Consider the following 24,052-nt stretch of genomic DNA (forward strand, 5'->3'; position numbering starts at 1 on the left):
TTCGCAACTAACTCCAACTATTCCAAGGCGTTAAACGGATAGAGCCAGCAAATTTTACAAAGGGGGACAGCAGCGTCCCTTTTCATCCCGTTTCAAGTGACTAATGTCCAAGGGGTAGTTGCATCGTTCAGGGAGAAAGATCGAAGCATAACGTCCACAACCATCGCCGCCGGGAGCCAGTGGGTGGTGAAACGGCAGAAGCGCTGATTATCTCGTGCGCTTTTTCGAGTGGGGTTAGGGACGGATTTCTGAACAGCAAATCTCACATAGACATTGAAGCCTCACCAAAATTAAGAACAATTCCTGGGGTGGGGCGAAAGGGCGGGATCGGTCAGTATCCCGCCCTTTCCTTTTGTGCTTATGCCTGAATGCACTAGCGCTGAAAATTAAACCAAAAATTCAACTAAATTATGCGGCTGCCGATACGTCACTATTGTGCCGGTTGCTTCCGGCTTCGAGGTCCGGTTATCGAACCATGGGCGTGGGACCGTGACCGGGCCTCGATTCTTGCGCCCAACTCGCGGGCTCGTATATCCCTAACCCGCCGCCTCCATCTTCTCGATCAGCCGGGTGCGGGCGAGATGATCCGCATATTCGCGCATGAGCCGGATCTTGCCATCGCGGACATAAACGACCTGTACAAAGGTCAACTGGTTGCCCTCGCCGCTGGGGCCAAACAAGAACTCCGCTATAATGCATTCAGGATCGGCCGTCTCATGGATCGCCAGCGGCGTATAGGTGGCGGGTGGCAGCTTCATTTGCCTTCCCCGCTCCCAGATCGGCGCCATGATCCGTTCAATCTCAGCGCGGCCTTCAATGCGTTTCGGGCGGTCCGCGCCTGCGAATGGAAATTCCCACACGCAATCCTCGGCAAACAGGGACATTTGCGTTGTCCGGTCGTCGGTCAAGATACACTGGATCTGCGCTTCAAATACCGCACGCGCACTTCTCGCTATGGTTGTCATGACTCCTCCTCTGCGGAGGTACAATATAGTCTGCACGCGCGGGCCTGCAACGAAAGCAACATTGCACGCGCGCAAAAAGCACGTTACCGGCAAACTGGCAGTTGACGGAATCGTATTAACCGTTGAAAAGCAAGGCGCGCGGACGTGGCGAAACTGGTAGACGCAAGGGACTTAAAATCCCTCGGCCATAGGTCATGCGGGTTCGACCCCCGCCGTCCGCACCACCAATTAACACCCCATCCCGGTTCAAAGTGGCACTTAATATCCCATTCAGTGGAATACGGCCTTAAGGTGAACCAGACTAAAACTATTTCTGAGTAAGTTGTTGAAGCTTGCTTAACAGGTCAATTGCGTTATTCATCCCTTCATATTCAGACGTCGCAATCGATTTATTCTCATCTGAAAAATCAACACCCCCGAAAATTTTGCCACTCAAAATCTCTTTAAGCGCCACCTTTTTGTCTTCCGGAAGATCAGATATAAATGGATCAAAAGCTTGCACCTGTAAGAAGAAGGAGCGAGCGCGTCGCTCGTTCAAACGATGCAATGTAGACTGTTTTGATGCATAAACAGCTGTTGAAATAAGAAGTGCCGTTAGAGATAGCCCTTTAAAAATCTCTGACCAAAACAAACGTTCTGGTTCCAAATCAGGTTTAAATAGCCATATCGCTATCAATAACCACAAAACCGTTGCGCCGATGCAGGCGATTGTGAACTGCCGCCATCTGTTAGCAGCCCTTTCTTCAATATCCGCAACGCTTTTGTACCCCCCTGTCACACTGTCATACGCAACCAGCCCATACAGTTCCAAAATGCGCCCATGCTTCTTTTCCGCATCTTGCTGAATCTCGTCCAACTTGGACTTTAAGCTGACATGGTCTTTATCTGCGGAAACCGTCACGTCTTGATAGAATATGTTCAGCTGTTCATTGGCCTCACTCTTTATGAGATCAAGAGCAGCGGTATAGTCACTCTGGCGAGTGTTTTGCGCGTCAGTAAACCTCGTAGTCTGCTCATTGTGCGTTTCTGTAGATTGATTTGCCCATTCCACCATTTTGGAATTAAAGGCATCTTCGAGTTGTTTAATAGAAGTTTGAGCGGCCTCGATTTCTTTAGATGCAACTTCAACAGTTTCTTCGGCTTCGGTGATCTTTTTCCGATATGCCTGATATGTACTCTCAGTTTGATTCACAAATTGCTCAAAGGTTTTCGTACTGGCCTCACTATCCGCCTTTCCGGTGGATCGAGAGATTTTCAATGAACTGAGTTGATAGATGTAGCCCAAACTTGAGGCAATTTGATTGTTCGCTTGTCGAAACATTTCTGGATTCGAACTGTTTGCGAAATCTTGAATACTAGCAACTACCCCATTGCTAACTAATGTATTGTTCAACACGGAGAGAACTTCAAAAGGTGCAAGTGGCCTGCCCCCAAGAGGCGATCCGGGTTTAATGTTAGTGCAGACTTGGTCTGATTGCCATCACTGGCGTTGAGGCTGGCCCATTTTGAGACGGCCAGACGATGGCCTCGGGTGCAGGTGATTTGTAACCCAACGATGAGTGTGGTCGGATAGTATTGTAATGCCGTCGCCAATTCTCGATGACGATTTGTGCCTCCTTAAGTGTGTAGAAGATTTCTCCGTTGAGCAGTTCATCCCGAAGCTTTGAATTGAAACTCTCACAATAGCCGTTCTCCCATGGACTACCCGGCATGATGTAGGCGGTTTTGGCACCGACGGCAGCAATCCACTCTCTCAAGGCCTTGGCGATGAATTCAGGGCCATTGTCGGACCGGATGTGACCAGGAATGCCGCGCAGGATAAACAGATCAGACAGAACGTCGATGACATCCGTCGCCTTCAACTTTCTGTCCACCCTGATGGCAATACATTCCCGTGTGAATTCGTCGATCACATTGAGCATACGGATTTTCCTTCCATTGTGCGTGCGAGCCTCAACAAAGTCATAGGACCAGACATGGTTGGGGTATTCCGGTCGAAGCCGGATGCACGAACTCTCATTCAGCCATAAACGTGTGCGCTTGGGTTGTCTGTGTGGAACTTTGAGCCCCTCACGCCGCCATATCCGCTCAACCCGTTTCACATTCACCCCCAACCCGCACGATGCAGCATCGCTGTGATGCGGCGATATCCGTAGCGGCCATATTGGAGAGCAAGTGCAATGATGTCGGCGGTCAGTGCCGCTTCATCGTCCGGTGTTTTCAAGAGCTTGCGCTGTGTGGATCGATGCTGGCCAAGAACCCGGCATGCCCGTCGTTCGGACACGTCAAATTCCTCAACCACATGCTCCACACAGGCACGGCGGCGTGCGGGGCTTAAAAGTTTCCCTTTGCGGCCTCAGCAAGGATCATCTTGTCCAGCGTCAGATCCGAAACAGCCCGCCGAAGACGCGCATTCTCCGCTTCCAGTTCTTTCAGCCGCTTGACCTGATCACCCTTCAAGCCGCCGTATTCGGCCCGCCACCGGTAATATGTTACTTCCGTCACACCTATCGATCGAATGGCTTCTGCCATCGACTTCCCCTGCGAACTTAGAACATCTACCTGACGCAGTTTCATGACAATCTCTTCGGGCTTGTGTCGTTTGCTTGGCATTCTCAATATCCTTTATCGGCTCAAAAGCCATACTTCATAAAGGACCACTTTCAAGGGGGCAGGCCACAAGGTCTGGATCAAGGTTTTGTATTACGTCCTTAACTAACAGTGCGACTTTTAAGAACCGGTTCTTCTCAATAACGAGCAAAGGGTCTTCGATGGGAACATCCCGACTGGCCTGTTCTTCGAAAAGCGCAATAGTAGTGTTTACTGGGTGCTTTGAAAGCTCTTCTTCCCATCGATGCATTTTCCCCACCCCGTTCTATCAAAGTCTAATAATTTAAAGGATACATGCTGATAGCATCTTTTCGCTACCAGTGCTTCAGGCTGGCCCTAACATACACAAATCTAGTGGTCACCGTAGTCCACGAGCTAAGCGGCACTAAATAGTGTGATACAGATGCTGATACAGACTGTATCAAAGCACTAAGATACATATGCGGACATGGCGGAGCTTGCAGACACAACCTGCTTAAAATCCGACACTATTACGATGTCCTAAGGGTTCTCTGCCCTCATCCGCCCCACACTCTCGTTACAGATTGCGGCACTTAAAATCCCTCGGCCATAGGTCATGCGGGTTCGACCCCCGCCGTCCGCACCAGATATCAGGAGCTGGAAATGCAAAACCCAGCGGTCGCTTGTCGGGGCCATTCCCACAAATGCAGCTTTTTGGCTCACCAAACGCTGCACAAGTAGCGCTTATTCAATAGTGGTCGCGGGATGATGTTTTTGCCATAGTTTGCCTGATCGGGAGATATGGAATGACTGTTCTTGTGGTGGGGGCAAGCGGCGCGACCGGCCGGCTGGTTGTGGGTCAATTGCTGGGCCGTGGGATGCCTGTCAGAGCCATCATCCGGCCGCAGTCATCGCTGCCTGACAATCTCAGCAATCGCAAAAACCTGACGATCATCCGCACGGTGGTCTCCGATCTCACTGATGCTGATATGGCGCAACACGTCAAAGGCTGCGATGCCATTCTTTCGTGCCTGGGTCATAACATGAGCTTCAAGGGGATTTACGGCCAGCCGCGCAGGCTCGTTGCAGATGCCACCCGCCGCCTGTGCAAGGCAGTGATAACCGGCAAACCGCAACAACCGGTCAAATTTGTGCTGATGAACACGGCCGGCAACAGCAATCGCGATCTTTCCGAACGCGTTTCATGGGCTGAAAAGTGTGTGATTGGTCTGGTACGATTGCTGGTGCCGCCGCACGCGGACAACGAAAAAGCAGCGGACTTTCTGCGCGTTGAGATTGGTCAAACCCATCCCGACATCGAATGGGCCGCTGTCAGACCGGACAGCTTGACCAATGCGGACGCCATTACAGACTATGACGAGCACCCTTCCCCCATTCGCAGCGCGATTTTCAATCCTGGGTCCACCAGCCGGATCAACGTTGCCCACTTTATGGCCGAACTTGTCACCAACCCAGACAAATGGCGGCGCTGGAAAGGTCAAATGCCCGTTATCTATAACCGGACGGCTTGCAGCGCTTCGGCGAGAGATTTAGGTTCGCCTGCCCGCTAGGAGAATCGTGATGACGAATGAAGTCGTAACCGCCGCCATGCTCGCCATTGGCGACGAACTGCTGTCTGGACGAACCAAGGACAAAAACATCGGTCATCTCGCCGATATTCTGACAGCGGTCGGCATTGATTTGAAGGAAGTACGGATTGTACCCGATGAGGAAGACCGCATTGTCGAGGGGCTGAATGCCCTGCGTCCGCGCTATGACTATGTATTCACGTCCGGCGGCATCGGCCCGACCCATGATGACATCACTGCCGATGCCATTTCCAAGGCCTTTGGCGTACCCTGTGAGCACGACGCCAAGGCCATGAAGCTGATGGGCGACAATTATGCGGCGCGCGGCATGGAATTCACCGAAAGCCGCCAGCGGATGGCCCGGATGCCCCGCGGTTCGGTGCATATTGACAATCCGGTGTCGACGGCGCCGGGTTTTCATATCGGCAATGTCTACGTGATGGCCGGGGTGCCATCGATCTTTCAGGCGATGCTTGACAATGTGATTCCGACCCTGAAGGTTGGCAAGCAATTGCTGTCGCGCTCGATCAATTGTCCCTTTGGCGAAGGCACGATTGCCATTCCGCTGCGCGATATTCAGGCAGCGCATCCCAATACGATCATCGGTTCCTATCCAAAATACGACAACAACAGGTTTTCTACGGAACTTGTGGTGCGTGCGCGCGACGAAGACAAGCTTGCCGCAGCCGAACAGGCTGTCAGAACCATGGTCGAACAGCTTACAGCGGCAACGCCGGCCTGAGAAATCTGAGGAACTTGCAGCGGTCGGCAGGCGTTCTATTTCGCACCTGCGATAAAATCACACGCGCCGGTCTTGCGTTCGAAGCGTATAATGATCCCAATAGCAGGATCGACGTATCAACCGATGGAGGCCTACATGGCATTTCGCACGATCATCGCTTTTATCCGCAGCGAACGCGAGACAGGAAGAGTTCTGGGCGCGGCCAAGCTGATTGCCTCATCGAGCGAGCACACCCATATTATCGGCCTCTACACGATCCCCTCTCCCATCGTCTACGCGGACCCCACGGGCTTTGCCGATACGACCCTGTTCGAGGCACATGAACAGCGCCACAAGGAAAACTCGGAAGCCATCGCCGCATTGTTCAACAAGGAAATGGCTAAAGGCAGAATCTCGCACGAGTTCCGCATTGTCCGTTCTGAAAGCAGCAGCCCGTCATCGGGTGTAACCCAAAGCGCCCTGCGCGCTGATATTATCGTTGCCGGACAACCCGATCCGGATGATCCCGACAGCGTCAACGACGTGACAGACCCACTGGTCATGGAAAGCGGCCGTCCGGTGCTGTTCGTGCCTTACAAGACAGCACTGCCGGCCAAGATCGACCGCATTCTTGTTGCCTTTAACGGCAAGCGCGAGGCATCTCGCGCCGCTTTCGATTCCCTGCCTTTCCTCATTAAGGCAGAACGGGTTGATGTCATCTGGATCGATCCCAGGAAGACCACCGATCCGAACATGGACATTCCCGGCACGCCGCTTGCCGATGCGCTGCGCCGTCATGGTGTCAACGTGAATCCGTTCACTCTCGAATCCAATGGCGAGGCCGCCGACAAGATCCTGCGCCGCAAGATTGCAGAGGACAAGGTGACACTGGTGGTGATGGGCGCGTACAGCCAATCACGGCTGAAAGAGTGGGTTTTCGGCGGCGTAACGAGCTCGTTCATATCCGACATGCCCTGCCTGACGCTGATGTCTCGTTGAGATATTCAACCCGTCACAACCGTTAATCACATGTTTGGTGCGGCAGTCCGCGCAAGCGGCTTGCCATGAGCAGGCATTTCCAGCTATTGCGAAACGCATTCCTTTGCGGATTAGCCTCCGCCTGTTTCGTTTTTCCTGATGGAGTGCGCCATGTCTCTGCCCGATAAAGCTTTTCCGGTTTCCTGGGACCAATTCCATCGGGACGCCCGCGCCCTTGCCTGGCGTGTCGCCGGCATGCAGCGCGAATGGCGTGCCATGGTTGCCATCACCCGCGGCGGTCTGGTGCCTGCAGCGATCATCTGCCGCGAACTCGGCATCCGCATGATCGAGACTGTCTGCATCGCCTCCTATCATGATTATGAGGAACAGGGTGAACTCAAGGTTCTCAAGGACGTTGATCCGCGTCTTCTGGAAAATGAAGGCGAAGGCATTCTGGTTATCGACGATCTGACCGATACCGGCAAAACAGCCGCCGTTGTGCGCGCCATGATGCCGAAGGCGCATTTTGCCACGGTTTATGCCAAGCCAAAAGGCCGTCCGCTCATCGATACGTTTGTTACCGAGGTCTCGCAGGACACCTGGATTTATTTCCCATGGGATATGGGTCTGACCTATCAGGTGCCTATCATCAAGGGCCATAAGGGCTGACGGTTAAAGCCAGCCATTCTTGCGGAAGCGCCACCAGAGTATCACGCATAAAACAGCGATGAATCCCATGACTTCGTAATAGCCCATGGGATTATCAAGTTCGGGCATGTAGCGGAAGTTCATGCCATAAATGCCGGCAATGGCCGTTGGCACGGCCAGTATCGCCGCCCACGAGGCCAGCCGCTTGGCAATTGCGGTTTCCTGGCTCTGTCCCACAAGCAGGCTGGCTTCAAATGCGAAGGCCAACACCTCGCGCAAACCATCGATCTTTTCCTGAACCGTGCGCACGTGGTCAGTCACGTCCCGGAACAGTGGTTGCATCGCTGTCTGTATCTGCGGCAAATCCGTGTTGCTGAGACGCCCGCACACATCCACCAGCGGCCCGATGGCGTTGCGCAGACGCAAAAGGTCCCGCCGCAGCATATACAGCCGCTCGATGTCGCTGTTGGTCATGGGTTTGGTCAAAACCCTGTCTTCGATCGATTCCACCTCGTCATGGATGGATTCCAGCACCGGCATGTAATTGTCGACGATGAAATCGAGAATGGCATAGAGGATAAAATCCTCGCCCTTGGACAGGGCATAGGGCGACGTTTCCCAATGGTTGCGCACAGCAGCATAGGATGTGGATGCGCCGTGGCGAACACTGACAATATAACCTTTGCCAAGGAAAACGTGGGTTTCACCAAAGGCCACACGGCCGTCAATCAATTGCGCTGTACGCGCGACCACAAAGATGGCATCCCCATATTGTTCCAGTTTTGGCCGCTGATGCGCGTGTTCGGCATCTTCTATCGCCAGACTGTGCAAACCGAACTGCTTCTGCACCCGGTGCAGAAGTTCGCCATTCGGTTCGAGAAGGCCGATCCAGACAACATGCCCCTCCTTGTGCGCCCAGTCACCTGCATCATCAATGGCAATATCGGCAACCCGCTGGCCATTGGCATAGACGCACGAGGCAATGATGCTGGCGCCCTCATCCATCGGCGCGGCCCCATCTGGAAATTGCGACGTATCGGCATCATATGTGGAGCGTGTAAATACCATCGAGCCTCCCCCGCTGATTGCAGAAATCAGAGTACGCCGAGTGGCCACAGCTTTCTACCTGTCTTTAGTTCAATAGAGCCGCCGGGGTAAAAGCGGGTATTTCAACGCTGACCACAGCACTGTGATTTTTTTGCACTGCTGTTCAAAAAATGGACACAAGTCGCATATAAGCTAGGAACAGTAGTCATTGAGTGATTGCTGTTTGGACGAATCGGTCCACAATCATTGAAACAAAACGCAAATAAAGAGTGGAGCATTGAATTTAAATTACGCCAACGAGATCGTGACCGAAAAGCGGATTGAAATGCCGGATGGCAGAATTCGTCAGGTTGCTGCGCTCGTTTACCGGGTCAAAAAGCACCAGACAGAGATTCTTCTGATCACCAGTCGCGGCACTGGGCGATGGGTGCTGCCGAAAGGCTGGCCGATGGTTGGCAAGACATTTGCACATTCCGCCCGCATCGAAGCTTATGAAGAGGCTGGTGCACGCGGGGACATGGCTCCCTTCTCTATCGGCGCTTATCGCTATGAAAAGCATGATATGAGCGAAGGCGAATGCGGCGACTTTATTGTCGATGTTTACCCCATGCATTTTTCACAACAGGAAAAGAACTGGCCGGAACGCGGCGAACGCCGCCTTGAATGGGTAAGCATTGAAGAATGCGTACGCCGTGTCGAAGAACCGGAACTAAAGGCCCTCATTGCGAGTTTTGATCCGGCGCTTATCAGTTTGCGCTGATTGCTCGGGGTTTGCGATATGGCTGTCCGCTTTTCCTTTGTTCTCGCCCTTTTGGCGACCACTTCCACATCCGCACTGGCGCTTGATGATTTGAAAAAGATTGAGCAGGCCTGCATCGAAGATGCGGTAACGGCGGCGCCAGAACTGCGAATCAGCAACTGCACAACCTGGATCGACAAGGCTCCCACGGAACTGCGCCCGAAGGCCTATTATGACAGGGGCAATGCCTACCTCGATGCGGAGAAGCTGGATCTGGCTGTTGCAGACTATTCGCAAGCTATCACTTTAAAGCCGGATTACAAAGACGCATGGTACAGCCGGGGCTATGCCAGGCACGATCTGGGCGACTACGACCATGCAATCGACGATTACGATGCGGCGCTTAAACTGGCGCCCGGTGATGTGGATAGCCTGTATGGCAAGGCCTATGCCTATCAAAAGAAAGGTGATCTTGACGCAGCGATTGCCGGTTACACTGCCGTCATCCAGCTGCAACCCGACAATCCTACAGCATATTACAACCGCGCCATTGCCTATAATGCCAAGGGCGATACGGAAAATGCGACACGCGATGCGGTTGAATATGAGCGTCTGAAAGACAAGGCACCAAAATAATAACGCCCGAACCAGCCCCGAGTGGGAGCGGCTTTCCGGGCAGCTGATTGTAAAAACAGCATAAAAAGTTCTCCCCGTTATCCACATATGTGACACACAAGATGTTGCGGTCACAATTATGTAAAAAACTAATTCTTGACGCTGACCCCCGAGTCACTTTTTATAGGGCAGTCGTTGCGTTTGTGGCGTGACCGGGGAGTAATGTGACCGGTCTTTTTTCCAGTTTATGCAGTGTTTTTCGCAGCTTGCGTCCTATGGCGCACGTGAAGGATGGCGCGCGTTTGCAACAGCGAAATTAGTATTGTGCACAGAGAAATATTTGTTGGGTAAATGGTGTCTTAACACAATATTTAGTGTTTACAGGCATATTCAACACCAGATAGTGTGGCAGTCTCACTTGGGACGAGTCACAAAACAGGCGTCAAAAAAAGGGCCGCCAGGCCCGGGATCAGAAGCGGGAAACTGCATCGGTGATGGGTAACGGCGACAGAGCCGGTTTCAGGAGCTGAAACCGGATAGGGCGGGTTTGTGTTTACGGTGCGCTGAACCTCTTCACATAGCGCCTGATGAACACTATATATAGAGACAAGGACGAAACAGATGCGGATCGAACGGCGTTTTACCAAAGAGAATCAATCAGCCTATGCGGAGATCGATTTCCGCGTAGCAACGAGTGAGATCAAAAATCCTGACGGCTCTGTTGTATTCCGTCTGGAAAACATCGATGTGCCGGCCCAGTTCAGTCAGGTAGCCGCCGATATTCTCGCCCAGAAATATTTCCGTAAAGCAGGCGTACCGGCCAAGCTGAAGAAGGTTGAGGAAAATTCCGTCCCTTCATGGCTGTGGCGTTCGGTTGCCGATGAAGAAGCCTTGGCTGCCCTACCCGCCGATGACCGCTATGGCTCGGAAATGGATGCGCGTCAGGTTTTCGATCGCCTTGCCGGTACCTGGACCTACTGGGGCTGGAAGGGCAAATATTTCGATACCGAAGAGGACGCACTCGCTTTCCGCGACGAGCTAGCCTACATGCTCGCCACTCAGCGCGTTGCCCCAAATTCCCCTCAATGGTTCAACACCGGCCTGCATTGGGCCTATGGCATCGATGGCCCCGGCCAGGGCCACTATTATGTTGACCCCGAGACCGGCAAACTGACGAAATCAAAGTCGTCCTACGAACATCCGCAGCCGCATGCCTGTTTCATCCAGTCCGTTGCTGACGATCTGGTCAATGAAGGCGGCATCATGGACCTGTGGGTGCGTGAGGCACGCCTCTTCAAATATGGTTCCGGCACCGGCTCCAATTTTTCCTATCTGCGCGGGGAAGGCGAAAAGCTTTCCGGCGGCGGACGCTCCTCCGGCCTGATGTCGTTCCTGAAAATCGGTGACCGCGCTGCTGGCGCCATCAAGTCCGGCGGCACGACCCGCCGCGCTGCCAAGATGGTGGTTGTTGATGTCGATCACCCCGATATCGAAGAATATATCGACTGGAAGGTGAAGGAAGAGCAGAAGGTTGCCGCTCTCGTCACCGGTTCCAAGATCGTCAAGCAGCACCTTGCCGCCATCATGAAGGCTTGCGTCAATTGCGAAGCCGACAATGGCGATTGCTACGAGCCTGCCAAAAACCCGGCGCTGAAGCGCGAGATCAAGGCAGCCAAGAAGAACCAGGTTCCTGAGAATTACATCTACCGCGTTATCCAGTTCGCCAAGCAGGGCTATACGGATATTGACTTCAAGACCTATGATACCGACTGGGATTCAGAAGCCTACCTCACCGTCGCTGGCCAGAACTCCAACAATTCCGTTTCGCTGAAGGACGAGTTCCTGCGCGCTGTGGAAAATGATGGCGACTGGAACCTGACTGCCCGCAAGGACGGCAAGGTCATGAAGACGCTGAAGGCCCGCGACCTGTGGGAAAAGATCGGCTATGCCGCCTGGGCTTCGGCTGATCCGGGTCTGCACTTCAATACGACGATGAACGACTGGCACACCTGCCCGGCAGCTGGCCCGATCCGCGCGTCGAACCCATGCTCGGAATATATGTTCCTTGACGACACGGCGTGCAATCTTGCTTCGATCAACCTGCTGACCTATCGCGGCAAGGATGGCAAGTTCGACATCACCGGTTACGAGCACACGGCCCGCCTCTGGACCATCGTTCTCGAAATTTCTGTCATGATGGCGCAGTTCCCCTCCAAGGAAATTGCCAAGCTTTCCTATGAATACCGTACACTCGGTCTCGGCTACGCCAATATTGGCGGCCTGCTGATGACATCGGGCATTCCCTATGACAGCGCTGAAGGCCGCGCCATTGGCGGTGCCCTCACCGCCATCATGACCGGCATTTCCTATGCAACTTCGGCTGAAATGGCCAAGGAGCTGGGCGCTTTCAACGGCTATGCGCCCAATACCGCCAACATGCTGCGCGTTATCCGCAACCATCGCCGTGCCGCCCATGGCGAAAAGCAGGGCTATGAAGGCCTCGCCGTCAACCCGGTTGCTCTCATTGCTTCCGACTGCCCGGATCAGGACCTGATCACCCATGCCCGTTCGGCCTGGGACAAGGCGCTCGAACTGGGCGAAAAGCATGGCTACCGCAATGCGCAGGCCACTGTTATTGCGCCGACCGGCACAATTGGTCTGGTCATGGATTGCGATACGACAGGCATTGAGCCGGATTTCGCGCTGGTCAAGTTCAAGAAGCTCGCCGGTGGCGGTTACTTCAAGATCATCAACCGCGCCGTACCGGAAGCCCTGCGCACGCTCGGTTATTCCGAAAGCCAGATCGCGGAAATCGAGGCCTATGCCGTCGGTCACGGCAATCTCAACCAGGCACCTGCGATCAATCCGAGTTCACTGAAGGCCAAGGGCTTTACCGATGAGATCATCGCCACGCTCAACACGGCGCTGAAATCAGCCTTCGACATCAAATTCGCAGTTAACAAGTGGACTGTCGGAGAAGACTTCGCCAAGAATGTACTCGGCTTCACCGATGCGCAGCTCAACGATTTCTCCTTCGAAATGCTGCCGGCACTTGGCTTCTCCAAGAAGGAAATCGAAGCTGCCAACATCCACATTTGCGGTGCGATGACGCTGGAAGGCGCGCCGTTCCTCAAGGAAGAGCACTATCCGGTTTTCGATTGCGCCAATCCTTGCGGCAAGATTGGCAAGCGTTACCTCTCAGTTGACAGCCATATCCGTATGATGGCCGCTGCGCAGCCCTTCATCTCCGGTGCGATTTCCAAGACCATCAACATGGCCAATGAAGCCACCGTTGATGATTGCAAATCCGCCTACATGCTTTCATGGAAGCTTGCACTGAAGGCCAACGCGCTTTACCGCGATGGCTCGAAGCTGTCGCAGCCGCTGAATTCCTCGCTGCTCGCCGATTCCGACGACGATGAGGATGATGCAATCGAGGCGCTGATCGAGGCCCCTGCTGCCGCCCGTGCGGTGCAGGTTACCGAAAAGATCGTCGAGCGTATCATTGAGAAATATATCCACGACCGCGAAAAACTGCCGAACCGCCGCAAGGGTTACACCCAGAAGGCAGTTGTTGGCGGTCACAAGGTCTACCTGCGCACCGGCGAATTCGATGATGGCCGTCTCGGCGAGATCTTCATCGACATGCACAAGGAAGGCGCTGCTTTCCGGGCCATGATGAACAATTTTGCCATCGCCATCTCGCTCGGCCTGCAATATGGCGTGCCACTGGAAGAATATGTCGAGGCTTTCACCTTCACCAAATTCGAACCAGCCGGTATGGTTCAGGGCAATGACGCGATCAAGAATGCCACGTCGATCCTCGATTACGTGTTCCGTGAACTGGCCGTCTCCTATCTCGACCGCCATGATCTTGCCCATGTGGATCAGTCCGACTTCTCCAATACCTCGCTTGGCCGCGGTATTTCCGAGGGAAAGACCGAACCGGTCTCCAAGGGTCTGACCCGTGGCGCTGTCCTGAAAATGGTCAGCCCCGGCGCGCCTGATCCCAAGGGATTTGGCGCTGGCGCACCGAAGGCTGTCATGGCGTCTAATGTGACAGCGCTGGCAACCCGCTCTGCGGTGGCTGTCGCAACCAAACCGGTTGTGGCACAGGCGCAGGAAGAAGCTACGGGCTTCAAGCGTGAATATGAGGAACGCGCCAAGGATCATGCCGAGGAAGATGCACATGCTGCATCCGCGCTGTTCGATGATCTTACAGCGGAATCTGCTGCGGAAGAAGCAAAGGCTGAAGCCAAAAAGGTAATGTCTGACCGCCGCATCAAATCGATGATGCAGGGTTATACCGGCGACAGCTGCTCGGAATGCTCGAACTTCACCATGGTGCGCAACGGCACCTGCCTGAAGTGCGACACATGCGGAAGCACAAGCGGCTGCAGTTAAGCCGTTGATTGATGGTGGTGTGGGTGTGGGCAAACTACGTGTTTGCCCACAAGTGCGTAAAGGTTGGCTCAAAAACTAGAGTTCTCCATTCTTGGGATGCACCTTTTTGAAAACGATGACATTTGCGGATTGTTTTCTGAATTGTCCTGGCCAATAGGAAGGATTTTAGCCCCATGCAAAGCTCTTCTAAGGGTTTATGGATCTCATTGGCCCTCTTGGCTGCAGGCATATTGGCATTTTTCCTCTTTCTCTACCTCACGGGACACGATCCTGATGAGCGCCCCTTGAGCCTCGCAGAGTGGGTAATTGGGGGAATCCTTATTGGCCCTGGATTTGGCTATCTCCTGAAATGGAGAAAGAACAAAGGTCGTTAAATTATCCTGTTACTGCCTGGGGTTTTGGGTACGGTATTCCGCAATGTGCTGAAAAAAATGCAGTTAGTCATAATCACCCAAATGAACGATGCACGATCTCTTCAAAGGGATTGGCAACCGCACCAACAAAACCGAGTTCGACAATAATACCCTGCCCCGATAGCTCTCCAATATGAAGAAGGCGGACTCGAGCTTTCAATGCTTCGCTGGGGAAAGCCGAAACCGCCTCAGTTCCTCAAGACAGAAGTTGATTCCGACATCACCAATATTCGAGCAACCCACACGCACACCAAAGCAAGGTTGCTGCGCAAGGCCTACAATCCGATGCTGGCTGTTGGGGGACATCAGTTCGCTTCATCATCATATGGGGCAATTTTTGTGAAATTAACCGAGTAATTCTCACCGGAAAAGCACGATGAAATAAAGGCTTCGAAGGCTACGGCGAACTATTCTGATCGCTTCGACGACTGCCAGATGGCGCCTGCCCATCGTTTCCAACCAATATCATCCCCGGGTTATAAAAAAAGCCCGAGAACCAAACTATCCGATGAGGGTGAGCATTCATGGATGATACAGCCCCACGCGAACCCACAACAGTTCTGCCGAATGTCAGGATCGGCGGGTGGTTGATTCCAATAGTTGTGATCTTTGCTTACGTGGTCGTAAAATCAGGGATTGATCTGTATAGTTGGGGTTTGCGTATTCTCAACTCTGGTATTGAAGCCAAACTGTATAATGCAACCGTTGGGGGCATCATTTTCAATTTGATCTGGCTAGTTTTCGGGGCTTGGACTCTGAAACTACTCTTCAACTATGATCGCAGAACACCGAAATTGCTCATCGGGTTGATGATAATAGCCGTTCTCTCACGGATGTGGTATGTCTATTGTTTTCACGAATTAGCTCCGCTCTTCTCGTCCGACCCTGCCTTGCGAAAAGATGTTATGTTGCCAGTTTTTCTTGTCACCACTTTGACGACTGTTCTGAGTGCAATTGGCATCCTGTACATTGCAATTTCCAAGCGGGTGAGAAACACGTTTCGGACTTGCAGTTGATGCGCGGTCACACAACTTGCAAAATTGACGGAAAGAAGCCGAAATGACAGGAATTCTGGCCCGTGACTATGAGCGTGATACCAAAAATGATCTTCGACTGATTGCGAAGGCCTACGGCGCGATGTTTCTGATGTCAGCGCTCACTTATTCTTACCTTCTATACGCCGAGGTATCTCCATCGGATACCTTGCATGGCTTTCTAAGTGATTATTTCAATCCGCTGATGATTCTGGAACGCAGCTTGCCGGGAATATCAATCATCGCGTTCGGTTCCCCGTTTCTTGTCAATAGATATGGCTGGTTGTTAAATTTAACTGAAAAATTTTTTCGCGCCTTTCCCTCTCCACTCATCATGGGCGACAAAATATATAGAGCGCGCTCTACGCTTTACATGTGGATCAACATTGTGAAAGTTGTGGCGCTGTTTGGTGTAATCACAAGTAACGGCATTTATCTCGATATGGTGATTGCCACTTTCCATCGGTGAACGTGACCGGAAATCTCAATGAGTGAAACACCGAAAACCAAACTGATCGCCACGAAAAACTCCGCCGTCCCGAAGGATAGCGGGGCTTCAACTGATGAGACCATTGCTGATTTATCACATCGCGCAATACGGCCCTTCCGTTCAAGGCAGCACTCAATCCCTCGCCTTGAGCTAGTACATTTGGTTGGTTGCATCAGAGCGACACAAAGTCTTATTTTTTACCTTTAGTCTCAAACAGATCGCTTGGCGGTCAATTTGTTTTGGAGGGGATTTGACATGGCGATTGATAAGATTGAATGGATTATCGTACGCAACTATCGTCAGAAACCGTTAGGAGCAGTGGGATTCATCGGTGGAAAATTTGTTACCGCGGCAGCATTTTATGACGACAAGGATCTCAATGAAGATGGGTCTGTCAGCATAGTCGAACGCGTACAGACCATGATCGCTAGTCAGAAATACCGATCGTTGGCAACGGTTGTCACAAATGCCGCTTTGATGGCGGATGAAATTCCCGATCTCGATCCCATCATTGAATTGGATGTAACAATGACCAAGAGATATTTTGGTGCCGCTGTTCTGGACGGCATGTATGCAGTGTATCTTTCTCCCGGAGTCGGAAGCATTGCCAAAGCAGTGGCGGGAAATTTGGTTGCCGGAGCAGTAAAACAGTATCTTGTGACAAAAGGGATGGAAGCTGCAGTCAAACAATATTTTCGCGCCAACGTGATTTAGACAGATCCGGTAAACGCCTACCTTCGATATGCAGTCCTGCCGGGTGTTCTACGTCGGATGGACTATTGCGTGGGAATATCAATATCGAGCCTATTCACGGGATCTATTCAAACCGTTTCCGACTGTCGAAGCAGGGAATTGGGTGACTATCGCTTCCCTCATCGAGACCTGTAGAATCAACGCTGTCGATCCGTTAGCGTACCTTACCGCCACGCTCGCCTCCATCGTCAATGGTCCATAAGCAGAGCCGCGTCGACGAACCAATGCCGTGGGATTACTCTGGGCGAACACACGGCTGAAGTCACCTTTCGCCCCGAAGCGGTCAAAAGGGGCCTGTCCAGTTTCCGTTATTCGGTATTAAGCTTCCTTGCTTACCGCGTTTGCAAATTTTCTCATAAGGGTGACAAACTGCTCGACCTCGCCTGACGGCCAGCTCTCGAAGATTGCTAATCCCATTCGCTCCCGCGCCTCATCGACACGATCTGTCATCGCCTTTCCCACGGAGGTAATAACTGCTTCCCGTGACCGGCGGTCGGCGGCGTTTTCTTGTCGCTCCACTAACCCCAGGGTTTCCAGCTTGGCCACCTGTCGGCTGACGGTCGTGTAGTCTCGCCCGACACGATCTGCCAGATCAACCACGCCAATTGGGCCCAAGCGCTCCACCATGACCAGCAGCGGGAACAACGCGCGGTCCAGCGATATTCCTGCCTCCCGTACCATCGCTTCGTCCCGCTGCGGACGGTTCATGACACTGACAATATCGATCAACGCACTGTGCAGCTCACGAAGCTGCGCAGATATATGTGTATTTTGCACATTATTTCTTGACGGCATATCTATTCTCCTGTTATGTGCATAATACACATACATCATGGAGATGACAATGAAAACCGAATACGATGTTGATATCCTGATTTGCGGCGCTGGAGCCTCAGGACTGACAATGGCCCTTGAACTCGCCCGACGCGGAATAACGTTTCGGATTATAGAGAAGCTCGACGATCCATTTCGCGGCTCGCGTGGCAAAGGCATTCAGCCACGCACTCAGGAGATTTTCGAAGACCTTGGCATTCTCGACAAAATCGTTGCGGTAGGCGGCGTCTACCCCAAACAACGCGCATATCGCGACGATGAAAGCTTCGTGGACAGCGACGTTGTCGAGGACGTCGGTTCTTCACCTTCCGAACCCTATCACATCCCGCTTATGGTTCCGCAGTTCCTGACCGAGCGTGTCATGCGTGACCGGCTCGCCGAGTTCGGGCTGTATCCCGAATTCGGATGCGAGCTACTGGCATTCGATGAAGCGAAAGGCGTCGTGACCGCGCGAATCGCTCGCAGGAGCGGTGAGACCACGATCCGTGCCCGCTATCTTGTCGGCGCTGACGGCGGACGGAGCTTTGTTCGTCATGCCCTTGGAATCGGGTTTCCCGGAAAGACGTTGGGTGTCCGCGCAATTGTTGCAGATGTCACTTTGACCGGACTGGGCCGCGAGGTGTGGCACCGTTTTGGCGAGGGAGACATGCAGCGACAGATCGCAATCTGCCCACTTGCAGGCACCGACATGTTCCAGGTGCAAGGGCCAATCCCGCTAGAAGGCGAGATCGATCTTTCGGCAGAAGGATTAACAGCACTTGTGGCCGAGAGGACGGGGCGTTCCGATATCGCTGTCCTGTCTGTTTCCTGGGCGTCGGCCTTTAACATGAACGCTCGGCTCGCTGATCACTATCGCGTCGGCTGCACATTTCTTGTTGGCGACGCTGCGCACACGCATCCGCCAACCGGCGGGCAAGGTCTTAATACGAGCGTGCAGGATGCCTATAACCTTGCCTGGAAATTGGCAGCTGTAATCGATGGAGGAGACGACAGTCTGCTGGACAGCTACGAGGCGGAGCGTCGTCCTGTTGCGGAGGCGATGCTGGGACTGTCGACTGGGCTTCTTGACGCGATGAAGCGGGGCGACATCCGGCGAGGACGAAGTGTGCACCAACTCGATATCGGCTATCCCGAGTCAGTTCTATCAACCGAAATTCCTCCACGCCTCGGAGGATTACTTGCGGGAGACCGCGCGCCGGACGCTCCGCTCATGGCGGCGGCGGGGCAACCGAGACGGCTGTTCGACCTACTGACAGGTCCCCACTGGACCTTGATCACCTATGCCGCGCGACAGGAGGCGTCCTCAAAGTCCCGTCGCGGCCTGACGGTGCATCACGTTGGCCCGGATGGTGACCTCATGGATAATGGAGGCCACTTCAATCGAGCCTATGGCATTGTCGATGGCGGAACAGTCATTATCCGCCCGGACGGATATGTTGGCGCGATCTTCGGGAAAGATGCGTCCAGTGAGATCGACTCCTACCTGGCTCGCGTTGGTCTTGGGCAGGAGGCATAAGATGGACGGTCTAACGACATCCTCCCAGCCTATAGAAGGTAATCTGAAACTGGACTGGCGACTGATACTGCCAGCCTTCGTGATCGTCAGCCTTGATGACGCGAGCAGTGGTGCCATTTTACCGATCCTGCCCTTCTTTATCAAAGACCTTGGCGCGACCCCGCTGATATTCGGCCTCGTCCTCGGAGCCGAGGCTCTTTGCCAATTTGCCGCCGCTCCATGGCTCTGCCAGCTTTCGGATCGATATGGCAGAAAGCGGGCTCAACCAGTGGTTTCCTTCGGAAAGTGATAGGGCAGCATTCCATCTATTCTGCTGCCCTTGGTGTGTTCACCTCCATTGCGTCTGTCAGCACAGCAGGCTTGGGCAGGTCATCCGCGGTCGGTTTGATGCGGAACCATGCGGCGTAAAGAGCTGGCAGGAAAAGGAGGATGAGCACCGTACCCGCTGCCGTACCGCCAATCAACGTGTAGGCCATCGAGCCCCAGAACACCGAATGCGTGAGTGGAATGAAGGCCAGAACAGCCGCGAGTGCTGTTAGGATCACCGGTCGCGTGCGTTGCACTGTAGCCTCGATGACAGCATGATAATCATCAAGGCCAGCAGCCTGATTTTCCTTGATTTGCTCGGTCAGGATCAGTGTGTTGCGCATCAGGATACCAGCCAGTCCGATCAATCCAATGATGGCATTGAAACCAAAGGGCTGATTGAAAGCGATCAGCATCGGAACCACGCCCGCAAGGCCGAGCGGTGCCGTCAGCATAACCATGGTCATTGTCGAAAGGCTCCGGACCTGCAGGATGATGACAATCAGCATGGCGGCGATCATGATTGGAAAAATTTTCAAGAGCGCACCGTTGGCCTTGAGGGATTCCTTTCGATATTTCCGCCCATTTCGATGCGGTATCCGACTGGAAGCGAGGCTATCAATGGCTGCAGCGCCGTCATGACCTGCTGTGAGACCTCCGGAGGCTGCGTCGCTTCATTGATATCCGACCGGACAGTGATGATTGACGTTCGATCCCGACGTTTGAGTATGGGCTCTTCAAATTGAATTTCGGAATGTCCAATCTGATCAAGGGGAACCTGGCGGCCATCGCGGCTCATCAGCGAAAAATCGGCCAGCCGCGCGGGGTCCAGACGGTTCTCGCCGGCGCTGCGGGCTATGACAGGCACGTTGCGAATATTCTCGCGGACCTGCGTAACGGGAATACCTGTCAGAAGAAGCTGCATCTGTTGGGCAGCCTCGGCGGGCGAAAGGCCGATCAGATTAAGCCGCTCCTGGTCGGGGATATAGCGAAGAACAGGCGTACGATTACCCCAGTCGCGGTTTGCCTGCCTGACGTCGGGCACACCTTTCATGATGTCGAGTGCTTTCTCCGAAATCTGATACAATTGTTTCGGATCAGGTCCCATAATACGGAACTCGACGGGAAATGGTGTATATGGGCCAAATACAAGCTGCGTGACACGCACGAAGGCTTCAGGAGCAAGGCCTGCGGATACCGCTTCCCTGAGCCGATGCTTCAATGTCTCGCGCGTTTCGGCATCAGGAGTAAGCACGACAATCTTGGCAAAGGCGGGGTCGGGCAGCTCGGGTGCCATTGCAAAGAAAAAGCGCGGCGCTCCCTGGCCGATGTAGCTGGTGACGATCTTCGCCTCGGGCTGGTCCTTCAGCCACTTTTCCAACTTTTCAACAGAGGCGGTTGTCGTTTCAATGCTTGTGCCCTCCGGCAAGCGGACCTCGACAAGCACTTCGGGTCGATCCGACGTCGGGAAGAACTGCTGTTTCACCACCCCCATTCCAACGACGGAGAGAGCCATGATGATGCCGACGACAGTGCACGTCAGGAACTTATGGCGTACGGCAAACGTGATAAGTCCCCGTAGTCTCCGGTAATTTGGAGTATTGTAGATCGCGTGATGCCCGCCCTCTACCGGCTTGATCGCGGGCAGCATTTTTACGCCGAGGTAAGGTGTGAAGATCACCGCGACGATCCAGGAAACAATCAGCGCAAAGCCTACCACCCAGAAGATGTTGCCGGCATATTCCCCGGCGGATGATCTGGCAAAGCCAACCGGCATCAATCCAATGATTGTAACGAGTGTTCCGGACAACATGGGTGCTGCAGTATGGCTCCAGGCATAGGCGGCTGCCTTGATGCGATCCATACCCTCTTCCATTTTCACCACCATCACCTCGATGGCAATGATTGCATCATCCACCAGCAGTCCAAGCGCCAGGATGAGTGCGCCGAGCGTGATGCGATCGAAAAACCTGCCGCTTTCCAGCATGATAAGGAATACGACGGCAAGCGTCAGCGGAACGGCGAGCGCCACCACAATGCCAACACGCCAACCGAGGCTGACCAGGCTCACGAACAACACCACGCCAAGCGCCATTGCGAATTTCAACATGAATTCGCCTACCGCCTCATCAATGTTCACCGCCTGATCGCTCACCTTGGCGAGCGTCATGCCAAGGGGCAATGTCTGTGCGATCGCCGTTGATCTCTCTTCCAGAGCCTTACCAAGGTCCAGCCCGTTCCAGCCTTGCTGCATCACGGCACCGAGCATGATTGCGGGCTCACCCTCATGGCGAATGATGTAGGTCGCGGGGTCTTCATAACCTCTGCGAACATTAGCAACGTCTGAGAGCTTCAATGTGCGTCCGGCAGCGACGATCGGAGTGTCGGCGATTGCCTGGCTATTGTTATAAGCACCATCAAACCTGATGAAAACCTGCGGCCCTTTTGTATCGATGGAGCCAGCGGGCGTGACTGTATTTTGCCTCTGCAACGCAGCGGCTATGTCTTGTACGGAGATTCCAAGAGTAGCGAGCTTATCATAGGAGAATTCGACAAAGATCTGTTCTGGCCGCTCGCCGAGAATGTTGATCTTCTTGACGCCTGGCACATGCAACAGGTCCTGTCGGATCAATTCTGCCTGTCGCAAGAGTTCTCGCATGGGCATCCCCTTTGCCTTCAAGGCATAAAGAGCAAAGCTCACATCAGAGTACTCATCATTGACAAAAGGCCCGAAAACACCTTGCGGCAGGTTTCGAGCTTCGTCTCCCAGCTTTTTACGAGCCTGATAAAACTCCTCCTCGACGGCACCGGGTGGCGTGCTGTCCTTCAGCGTGACTGTCAAGAAAGCAAAGCCCGGCCGCGTTGTTGTTTCAACCCGGTCATACCAGGTCAATTCCTGAATGCGCTTCTCAAGCGGTTCGGCGACGAGGTCCTGCATCTCGCGCGCCGTCGCGCCCGGCCATGCAGCTGTGACCGTCAGGGTTTTGATGGTAAAGGACGGGTCCTCTGCCCGCCCGAGCTTGGCAAAAGCGTAGACACCTGCCGCAGCCAAAAGCACGATGAAGAACAGGGTAACGGCTCGCTCACGAACCGCAAGCGCGGAAAGATTAAAGCTCATCAGTTTGCTGCCTCTGCCTGAAGCGTGGTCCTGACGGCAACGTCTTGCTTGAGAAGATGGGCCCCGAGCGCCACGACCTCCCGTCCTAGTTCGATACCTGTGACAATGGCGGTTTCCCCGCCGAGCTGTTTGATCTGAACGGGAGCGAAGCGCACGGTCGAAGAGCCCCGATCAAAAACCCAGACCCCTGTGCGATTGCCGTCATCCAGTACGGCACCGATCGGCACCGAGACTTCTGATTGCCTTTCGCTGTTAGAGATTGTGATCGTAACCGTGGAGCCAAGTGGTGCCGAAGCGGCATCTCCCCCAAGCACGTAACGCGCCTCATAGGTGCGGGTCTGGGCATCAGCAGAATCAGAAATTTGCCGGAGGCGTGCAGACCCGCCCTGCCCGGTGCCACCATAGACGCTGGCTTCCGCCTCTGAGCCAATCGCCGGACGTATCGTTTCAGGGAGAGCGACCACAGCCTCACGCGGCCCCGCATGCGCCAGTTGAACCACAGTCTGTCCAGCAGCAACGACCTGTCCGGCTTCTCCGGGAGCAGCAACCACCGTTCCGTCTGCGCCAGCCACCAGAGTGGAATAGGTCGCTTCGTTCTCGGCAACGTTAGCATCCGCCTCAGCCGCAGCAAGCTGTGCTTCAGCCGTGTCCAGCACGGCCTTGGCTTGCTCGTAACGCTGCGGGGTCGCTGCAACCTTGTCCCTGACCAGTGACGCATAGCGTTTCTCGTCGGCGCTCGCCTGAACGAAGACCGCTCGCGCGGCCACAACCGCATTGCGTTTCGCGGTCAAGGCCAGACGCAAATCCGTGTCGTCAATGCGCATCAAAGGTTGACCAGCCTTGACCTGCTGACCGGCATCGACAAGACGTTCGACAATCTTGCCCGGAACGCGAAACCCAAGATTGCTCTGTACGCGCGCTGCAACCGTGCCCGTGAAGGATCTCACAGTGCCAGCCACACAGGCAGTTTCGACAATTTTGACAAGTTGCGGGACGACACGGGGATCGGTTGCAGCGGATGCGTCCCGCTTTGGCCATTGTGAAAAAGAACAGCTGCCGTGATTGCTGTGGCCGTCAGCACCAGTGTGCCAATGAAAAGAAGCCGTTTGCGCCTCATGTTTATAATCCTCGTGAGAATACGCGCACCGGCGCAATTTAGATTGTGGTCAAACTCTATATTCAATTTAAAGTTCGAACGCAATCTAAATTAGAAGCAATTACATGCGAGGCGAGTTGGTGTACCGCTGGTAAGCCGGCAGTTCGCATTTTGCGCTGCCCACAAGATGTGCTCACGGCAATGATGAACTGAGA

Annotated in this window: 18 protein-coding genes, 1 tRNA gene and 4 pseudogenes; 15 read left to right on the forward strand and 8 right to left on the reverse strand. The window is 53.8% G+C overall.

The features are described 5' to 3' along the window. Positions 1-536 precede the first annotated feature (536 nt). On the reverse strand, positions 537-965 hold the full coding sequence (locus tag HB779_RS16095; RefSeq protein WP_188343301.1) for a nuclear transport factor 2 family protein: 429 nt from the start codon (positions 963-965) through the stop codon (positions 537-539). A 138-nt stretch (positions 966-1,103) separates the two neighbouring features. Here HB779_RS16095 and HB779_RS16100 point away from each other — a divergent pair. After that, positions 1,104-1,189, forward strand: a tRNA-Leu gene (locus tag HB779_RS16100). Between the two features lie 83 nt (positions 1,190-1,272). Here the strand turns inward: HB779_RS16100 and HB779_RS16105 are convergent. The 3 genes and pseudogenes from HB779_RS16105 to HB779_RS25335 all read right to left on the reverse strand — a co-directional run bounded on the left by HB779_RS16105 (position 1,273) and on the right by HB779_RS25335 (position 3,825). Beyond that, the gene (locus HB779_RS16105) at positions 1,273-2,361 is read right to left on the reverse strand and encodes a hypothetical protein (RefSeq protein ID WP_188343302.1); all 1,089 of its coding nucleotides are present in this window, start codon (positions 2,359-2,361) and stop codon (positions 1,273-1,275) included. 58 nt (positions 2,362-2,419) lie between these two features. Then, positions 2,420-3,578 (reverse strand): annotated as a pseudogene (locus HB779_RS16110) (IS3 family transposase). A 34-nt stretch (positions 3,579-3,612) separates the two neighbouring features. Further along, positions 3,613-3,825, reverse strand: a complete 213-nt coding sequence (locus HB779_RS25335) for a hypothetical protein (protein ID WP_210302596.1) — start codon at positions 3,823-3,825, stop codon at positions 3,613-3,615. A gap of 517 nt (positions 3,826-4,342) precedes the next feature. Here HB779_RS25335 and HB779_RS16115 point away from each other — a divergent pair. From HB779_RS16115 to gpt, 4 genes are all read left to right on the forward strand, one after another. Then, positions 4,343-5,107 (forward strand): NAD(P)-dependent oxidoreductase, encoded by a 765-nt coding sequence (locus tag HB779_RS16115; protein WP_188343303.1) that lies wholly within the window; start codon positions 4,343-4,345, stop codon positions 5,105-5,107. A gap of 10 nt (positions 5,108-5,117) precedes the next feature. Further along, the gene (locus tag HB779_RS16120; RefSeq protein WP_188343304.1) at positions 5,118-5,867 is read left to right on the forward strand and encodes a competence/damage-inducible protein A; all 750 of its coding nucleotides are present in this window, start codon (positions 5,118-5,120) and stop codon (positions 5,865-5,867) included. A gap of 135 nt (positions 5,868-6,002) precedes the next feature. Continuing rightward, positions 6,003-6,845 carry a universal stress protein gene (locus HB779_RS16125; RefSeq protein ID WP_188343305.1) on the forward strand — a complete coding sequence of 281 codons (843 nt, stop codon included), beginning with the start codon at positions 6,003-6,005 and terminating at the stop codon, positions 6,843-6,845. 150 nt (positions 6,846-6,995) lie between these two features. Beyond that, a complete protein-coding gene (gpt, locus tag HB779_RS16130) occupies positions 6,996-7,493 on the forward strand; it encodes a xanthine phosphoribosyltransferase (protein WP_188343306.1) in 498 nt (165 codons plus the stop codon). 3 nt (positions 7,494-7,496) lie between these two features. On the opposite strand, the gene HB779_RS16135 is transcribed toward gpt, so the two are convergent. Beyond that, positions 7,497-8,477, reverse strand: a complete 981-nt coding sequence (locus HB779_RS16135) for a magnesium and cobalt transport protein CorA (RefSeq protein ID WP_188345964.1) — start codon at positions 8,475-8,477, stop codon at positions 7,497-7,499. 367 nt (positions 8,478-8,844) lie between these two features. Between HB779_RS16135 and HB779_RS16140 the strand changes: the two genes are divergently transcribed. The 8 genes and pseudogenes from HB779_RS16140 to HB779_RS16175 form a co-directional block, all read left to right on the forward strand. Further along, entirely contained in the window at positions 8,845-9,279 is a 435-nt protein-coding gene (locus HB779_RS16140; RefSeq protein ID WP_188345965.1) for an NUDIX hydrolase, read from the forward strand. Between the two features lie 18 nt (positions 9,280-9,297). Beyond that, complete coding sequence (locus HB779_RS16145; protein WP_188343307.1) at positions 9,298-9,894, forward strand: tetratricopeptide repeat protein; 597 nt, start codon at positions 9,298-9,300, stop codon at positions 9,892-9,894. 600 nt (positions 9,895-10,494) lie between these two features. Beyond that, positions 10,495-14,277 (forward strand): vitamin B12-dependent ribonucleotide reductase, encoded by a 3,783-nt coding sequence (locus HB779_RS16150; protein ID WP_188343308.1) that lies wholly within the window; start codon positions 10,495-10,497, stop codon positions 14,275-14,277. 572 nt (positions 14,278-14,849) lie between these two features. Further along, positions 14,850-15,047, forward strand: a complete 198-nt coding sequence (locus HB779_RS16155) for a hypothetical protein (RefSeq protein WP_188343309.1) — start codon at positions 14,850-14,852, stop codon at positions 15,045-15,047. A 167-nt stretch (positions 15,048-15,214) separates the two neighbouring features. Further along, positions 15,215-15,706, forward strand: a complete 492-nt coding sequence (locus tag HB779_RS16160; RefSeq protein WP_188343310.1) for a DUF2569 family protein — start codon at positions 15,215-15,217, stop codon at positions 15,704-15,706. 43 nt (positions 15,707-15,749) lie between these two features. Then, a complete protein-coding gene (locus HB779_RS16165) occupies positions 15,750-16,193 on the forward strand; it encodes a hypothetical protein (RefSeq protein WP_188343311.1) in 444 nt (147 codons plus the stop codon). A gap of 276 nt (positions 16,194-16,469) precedes the next feature. Beyond that, on the forward strand, positions 16,470-16,928 hold the full coding sequence (locus HB779_RS16170) for a hypothetical protein (protein ID WP_188343312.1): 459 nt from the start codon (positions 16,470-16,472) through the stop codon (positions 16,926-16,928). Between the two features lie 130 nt (positions 16,929-17,058). Continuing rightward, a pseudogene (locus HB779_RS16175) lies at positions 17,059-17,227 on the forward strand (transposase domain-containing protein); the annotation flags it as partial. 58 nt (positions 17,228-17,285) lie between these two features. Here HB779_RS16175 and HB779_RS16180 read toward each other — a convergent pair. Next, entirely contained in the window at positions 17,286-17,762 is a 477-nt protein-coding gene (locus HB779_RS16180; RefSeq protein ID WP_188343313.1) for a MarR family winged helix-turn-helix transcriptional regulator, read from the reverse strand. 49 nt (positions 17,763-17,811) lie between these two features. On the opposite strand from HB779_RS16180, the gene HB779_RS16185 reads away from it, so the two are divergent. Together HB779_RS16185 and HB779_RS16190 are read left to right on the forward strand one after the other, a co-directional pair. Then, positions 17,812-19,317, forward strand: coding sequence for an FAD-dependent oxidoreductase (locus HB779_RS16185; protein ID WP_244642392.1), 1,506 nt, complete (start codon positions 17,812-17,814; stop codon positions 19,315-19,317). A 1-nt stretch (position 19,318) separates the two neighbouring features. Then, a complete protein-coding gene (locus HB779_RS16190; RefSeq protein WP_244642393.1) occupies positions 19,319-19,606 on the forward strand; it encodes an MFS transporter in 288 nt (95 codons plus the stop codon). 16 nt (positions 19,607-19,622) lie between these two features. On the opposite strand, the pseudogene HB779_RS16195 reads toward HB779_RS16190, so the two are convergent. Next, positions 19,623-22,741, reverse strand: a pseudogene (locus HB779_RS16195) (efflux RND transporter permease subunit). Further along, positions 22,741-23,858, reverse strand: a pseudogene (locus HB779_RS16200) (efflux RND transporter periplasmic adaptor subunit). The pseudogenes HB779_RS16195 and HB779_RS16200 overlap by 1 nt, the downstream one beginning before the upstream one ends. Positions 23,859-24,052 lie beyond the last annotated feature (194 nt).

The organism is Phyllobacterium sp. 628, assembly GCF_014189505.1.
GTDB lineage: Bacteria > Pseudomonadota > Alphaproteobacteria > Rhizobiales > Rhizobiaceae > Phyllobacterium.

What these genes read in the sequence shown, in the direction of transcription:
- HB779_RS16095 (WP_188343301.1), bottom strand. Translation starts at nt 965, where the DNA reads ATGACAACCATAGCGAGAAGTGCGCGTGCGGTATTTGAAGCGCAGATC.
- HB779_RS25335 (WP_210302596.1), bottom strand. Translation starts at nt 3,825, where the DNA reads ATGCATCGATGGGAAGAAGAGCTTTCAAAGCACCCAGTAAACACTACT.
- HB779_RS16115 (WP_188343303.1), top strand. Translation starts at nt 4,343, where the DNA reads ATGACTGTTCTTGTGGTGGGGGCAAGCGGCGCGACCGGCCGGCTGGTT.
- HB779_RS16120 (WP_188343304.1), top strand. Translation starts at nt 5,118, where the DNA reads ATGACGAATGAAGTCGTAACCGCCGCCATGCTCGCCATTGGCGACGAA.
- HB779_RS16125 (WP_188343305.1), top strand. Translation starts at nt 6,003, where the DNA reads ATGGCATTTCGCACGATCATCGCTTTTATCCGCAGCGAACGCGAGACA.
- gpt (WP_188343306.1), top strand. Translation starts at nt 6,996, where the DNA reads ATGTCTCTGCCCGATAAAGCTTTTCCGGTTTCCTGGGACCAATTCCAT.
- HB779_RS16135 (WP_188345964.1), bottom strand. Translation starts at nt 8,477, where the DNA reads ATGGATGAGGGCGCCAGCATCATTGCCTCGTGCGTCTATGCCAATGGC.
- HB779_RS16140 (WP_188345965.1), top strand. Translation starts at nt 8,845, where the DNA reads ATGCCGGATGGCAGAATTCGTCAGGTTGCTGCGCTCGTTTACCGGGTC.
- HB779_RS16145 (WP_188343307.1), top strand. Translation starts at nt 9,298, where the DNA reads ATGGCTGTCCGCTTTTCCTTTGTTCTCGCCCTTTTGGCGACCACTTCC.
- HB779_RS16150 (WP_188343308.1), top strand. Translation starts at nt 10,495, where the DNA reads ATGCGGATCGAACGGCGTTTTACCAAAGAGAATCAATCAGCCTATGCG.
- HB779_RS16155 (WP_188343309.1), top strand. Translation starts at nt 14,850, where the DNA reads ATGCTTCGCTGGGGAAAGCCGAAACCGCCTCAGTTCCTCAAGACAGAA.
- HB779_RS16160 (WP_188343310.1), top strand. Translation starts at nt 15,215, where the DNA reads ATGGATGATACAGCCCCACGCGAACCCACAACAGTTCTGCCGAATGTC.
- HB779_RS16165 (WP_188343311.1), top strand. Translation starts at nt 15,750, where the DNA reads ATGACAGGAATTCTGGCCCGTGACTATGAGCGTGATACCAAAAATGAT.
- HB779_RS16170 (WP_188343312.1), top strand. Translation starts at nt 16,470, where the DNA reads ATGGCGATTGATAAGATTGAATGGATTATCGTACGCAACTATCGTCAG.
- HB779_RS16180 (WP_188343313.1), bottom strand. Translation starts at nt 17,762, where the DNA reads ATGCCGTCAAGAAATAATGTGCAAAATACACATATATCTGCGCAGCTT.
- HB779_RS16185 (WP_244642392.1), top strand. Translation starts at nt 17,812, where the DNA reads ATGAAAACCGAATACGATGTTGATATCCTGATTTGCGGCGCTGGAGCC.
- HB779_RS16190 (WP_244642393.1), top strand. Translation starts at nt 19,319, where the DNA reads ATGGACGGTCTAACGACATCCTCCCAGCCTATAGAAGGTAATCTGAAA.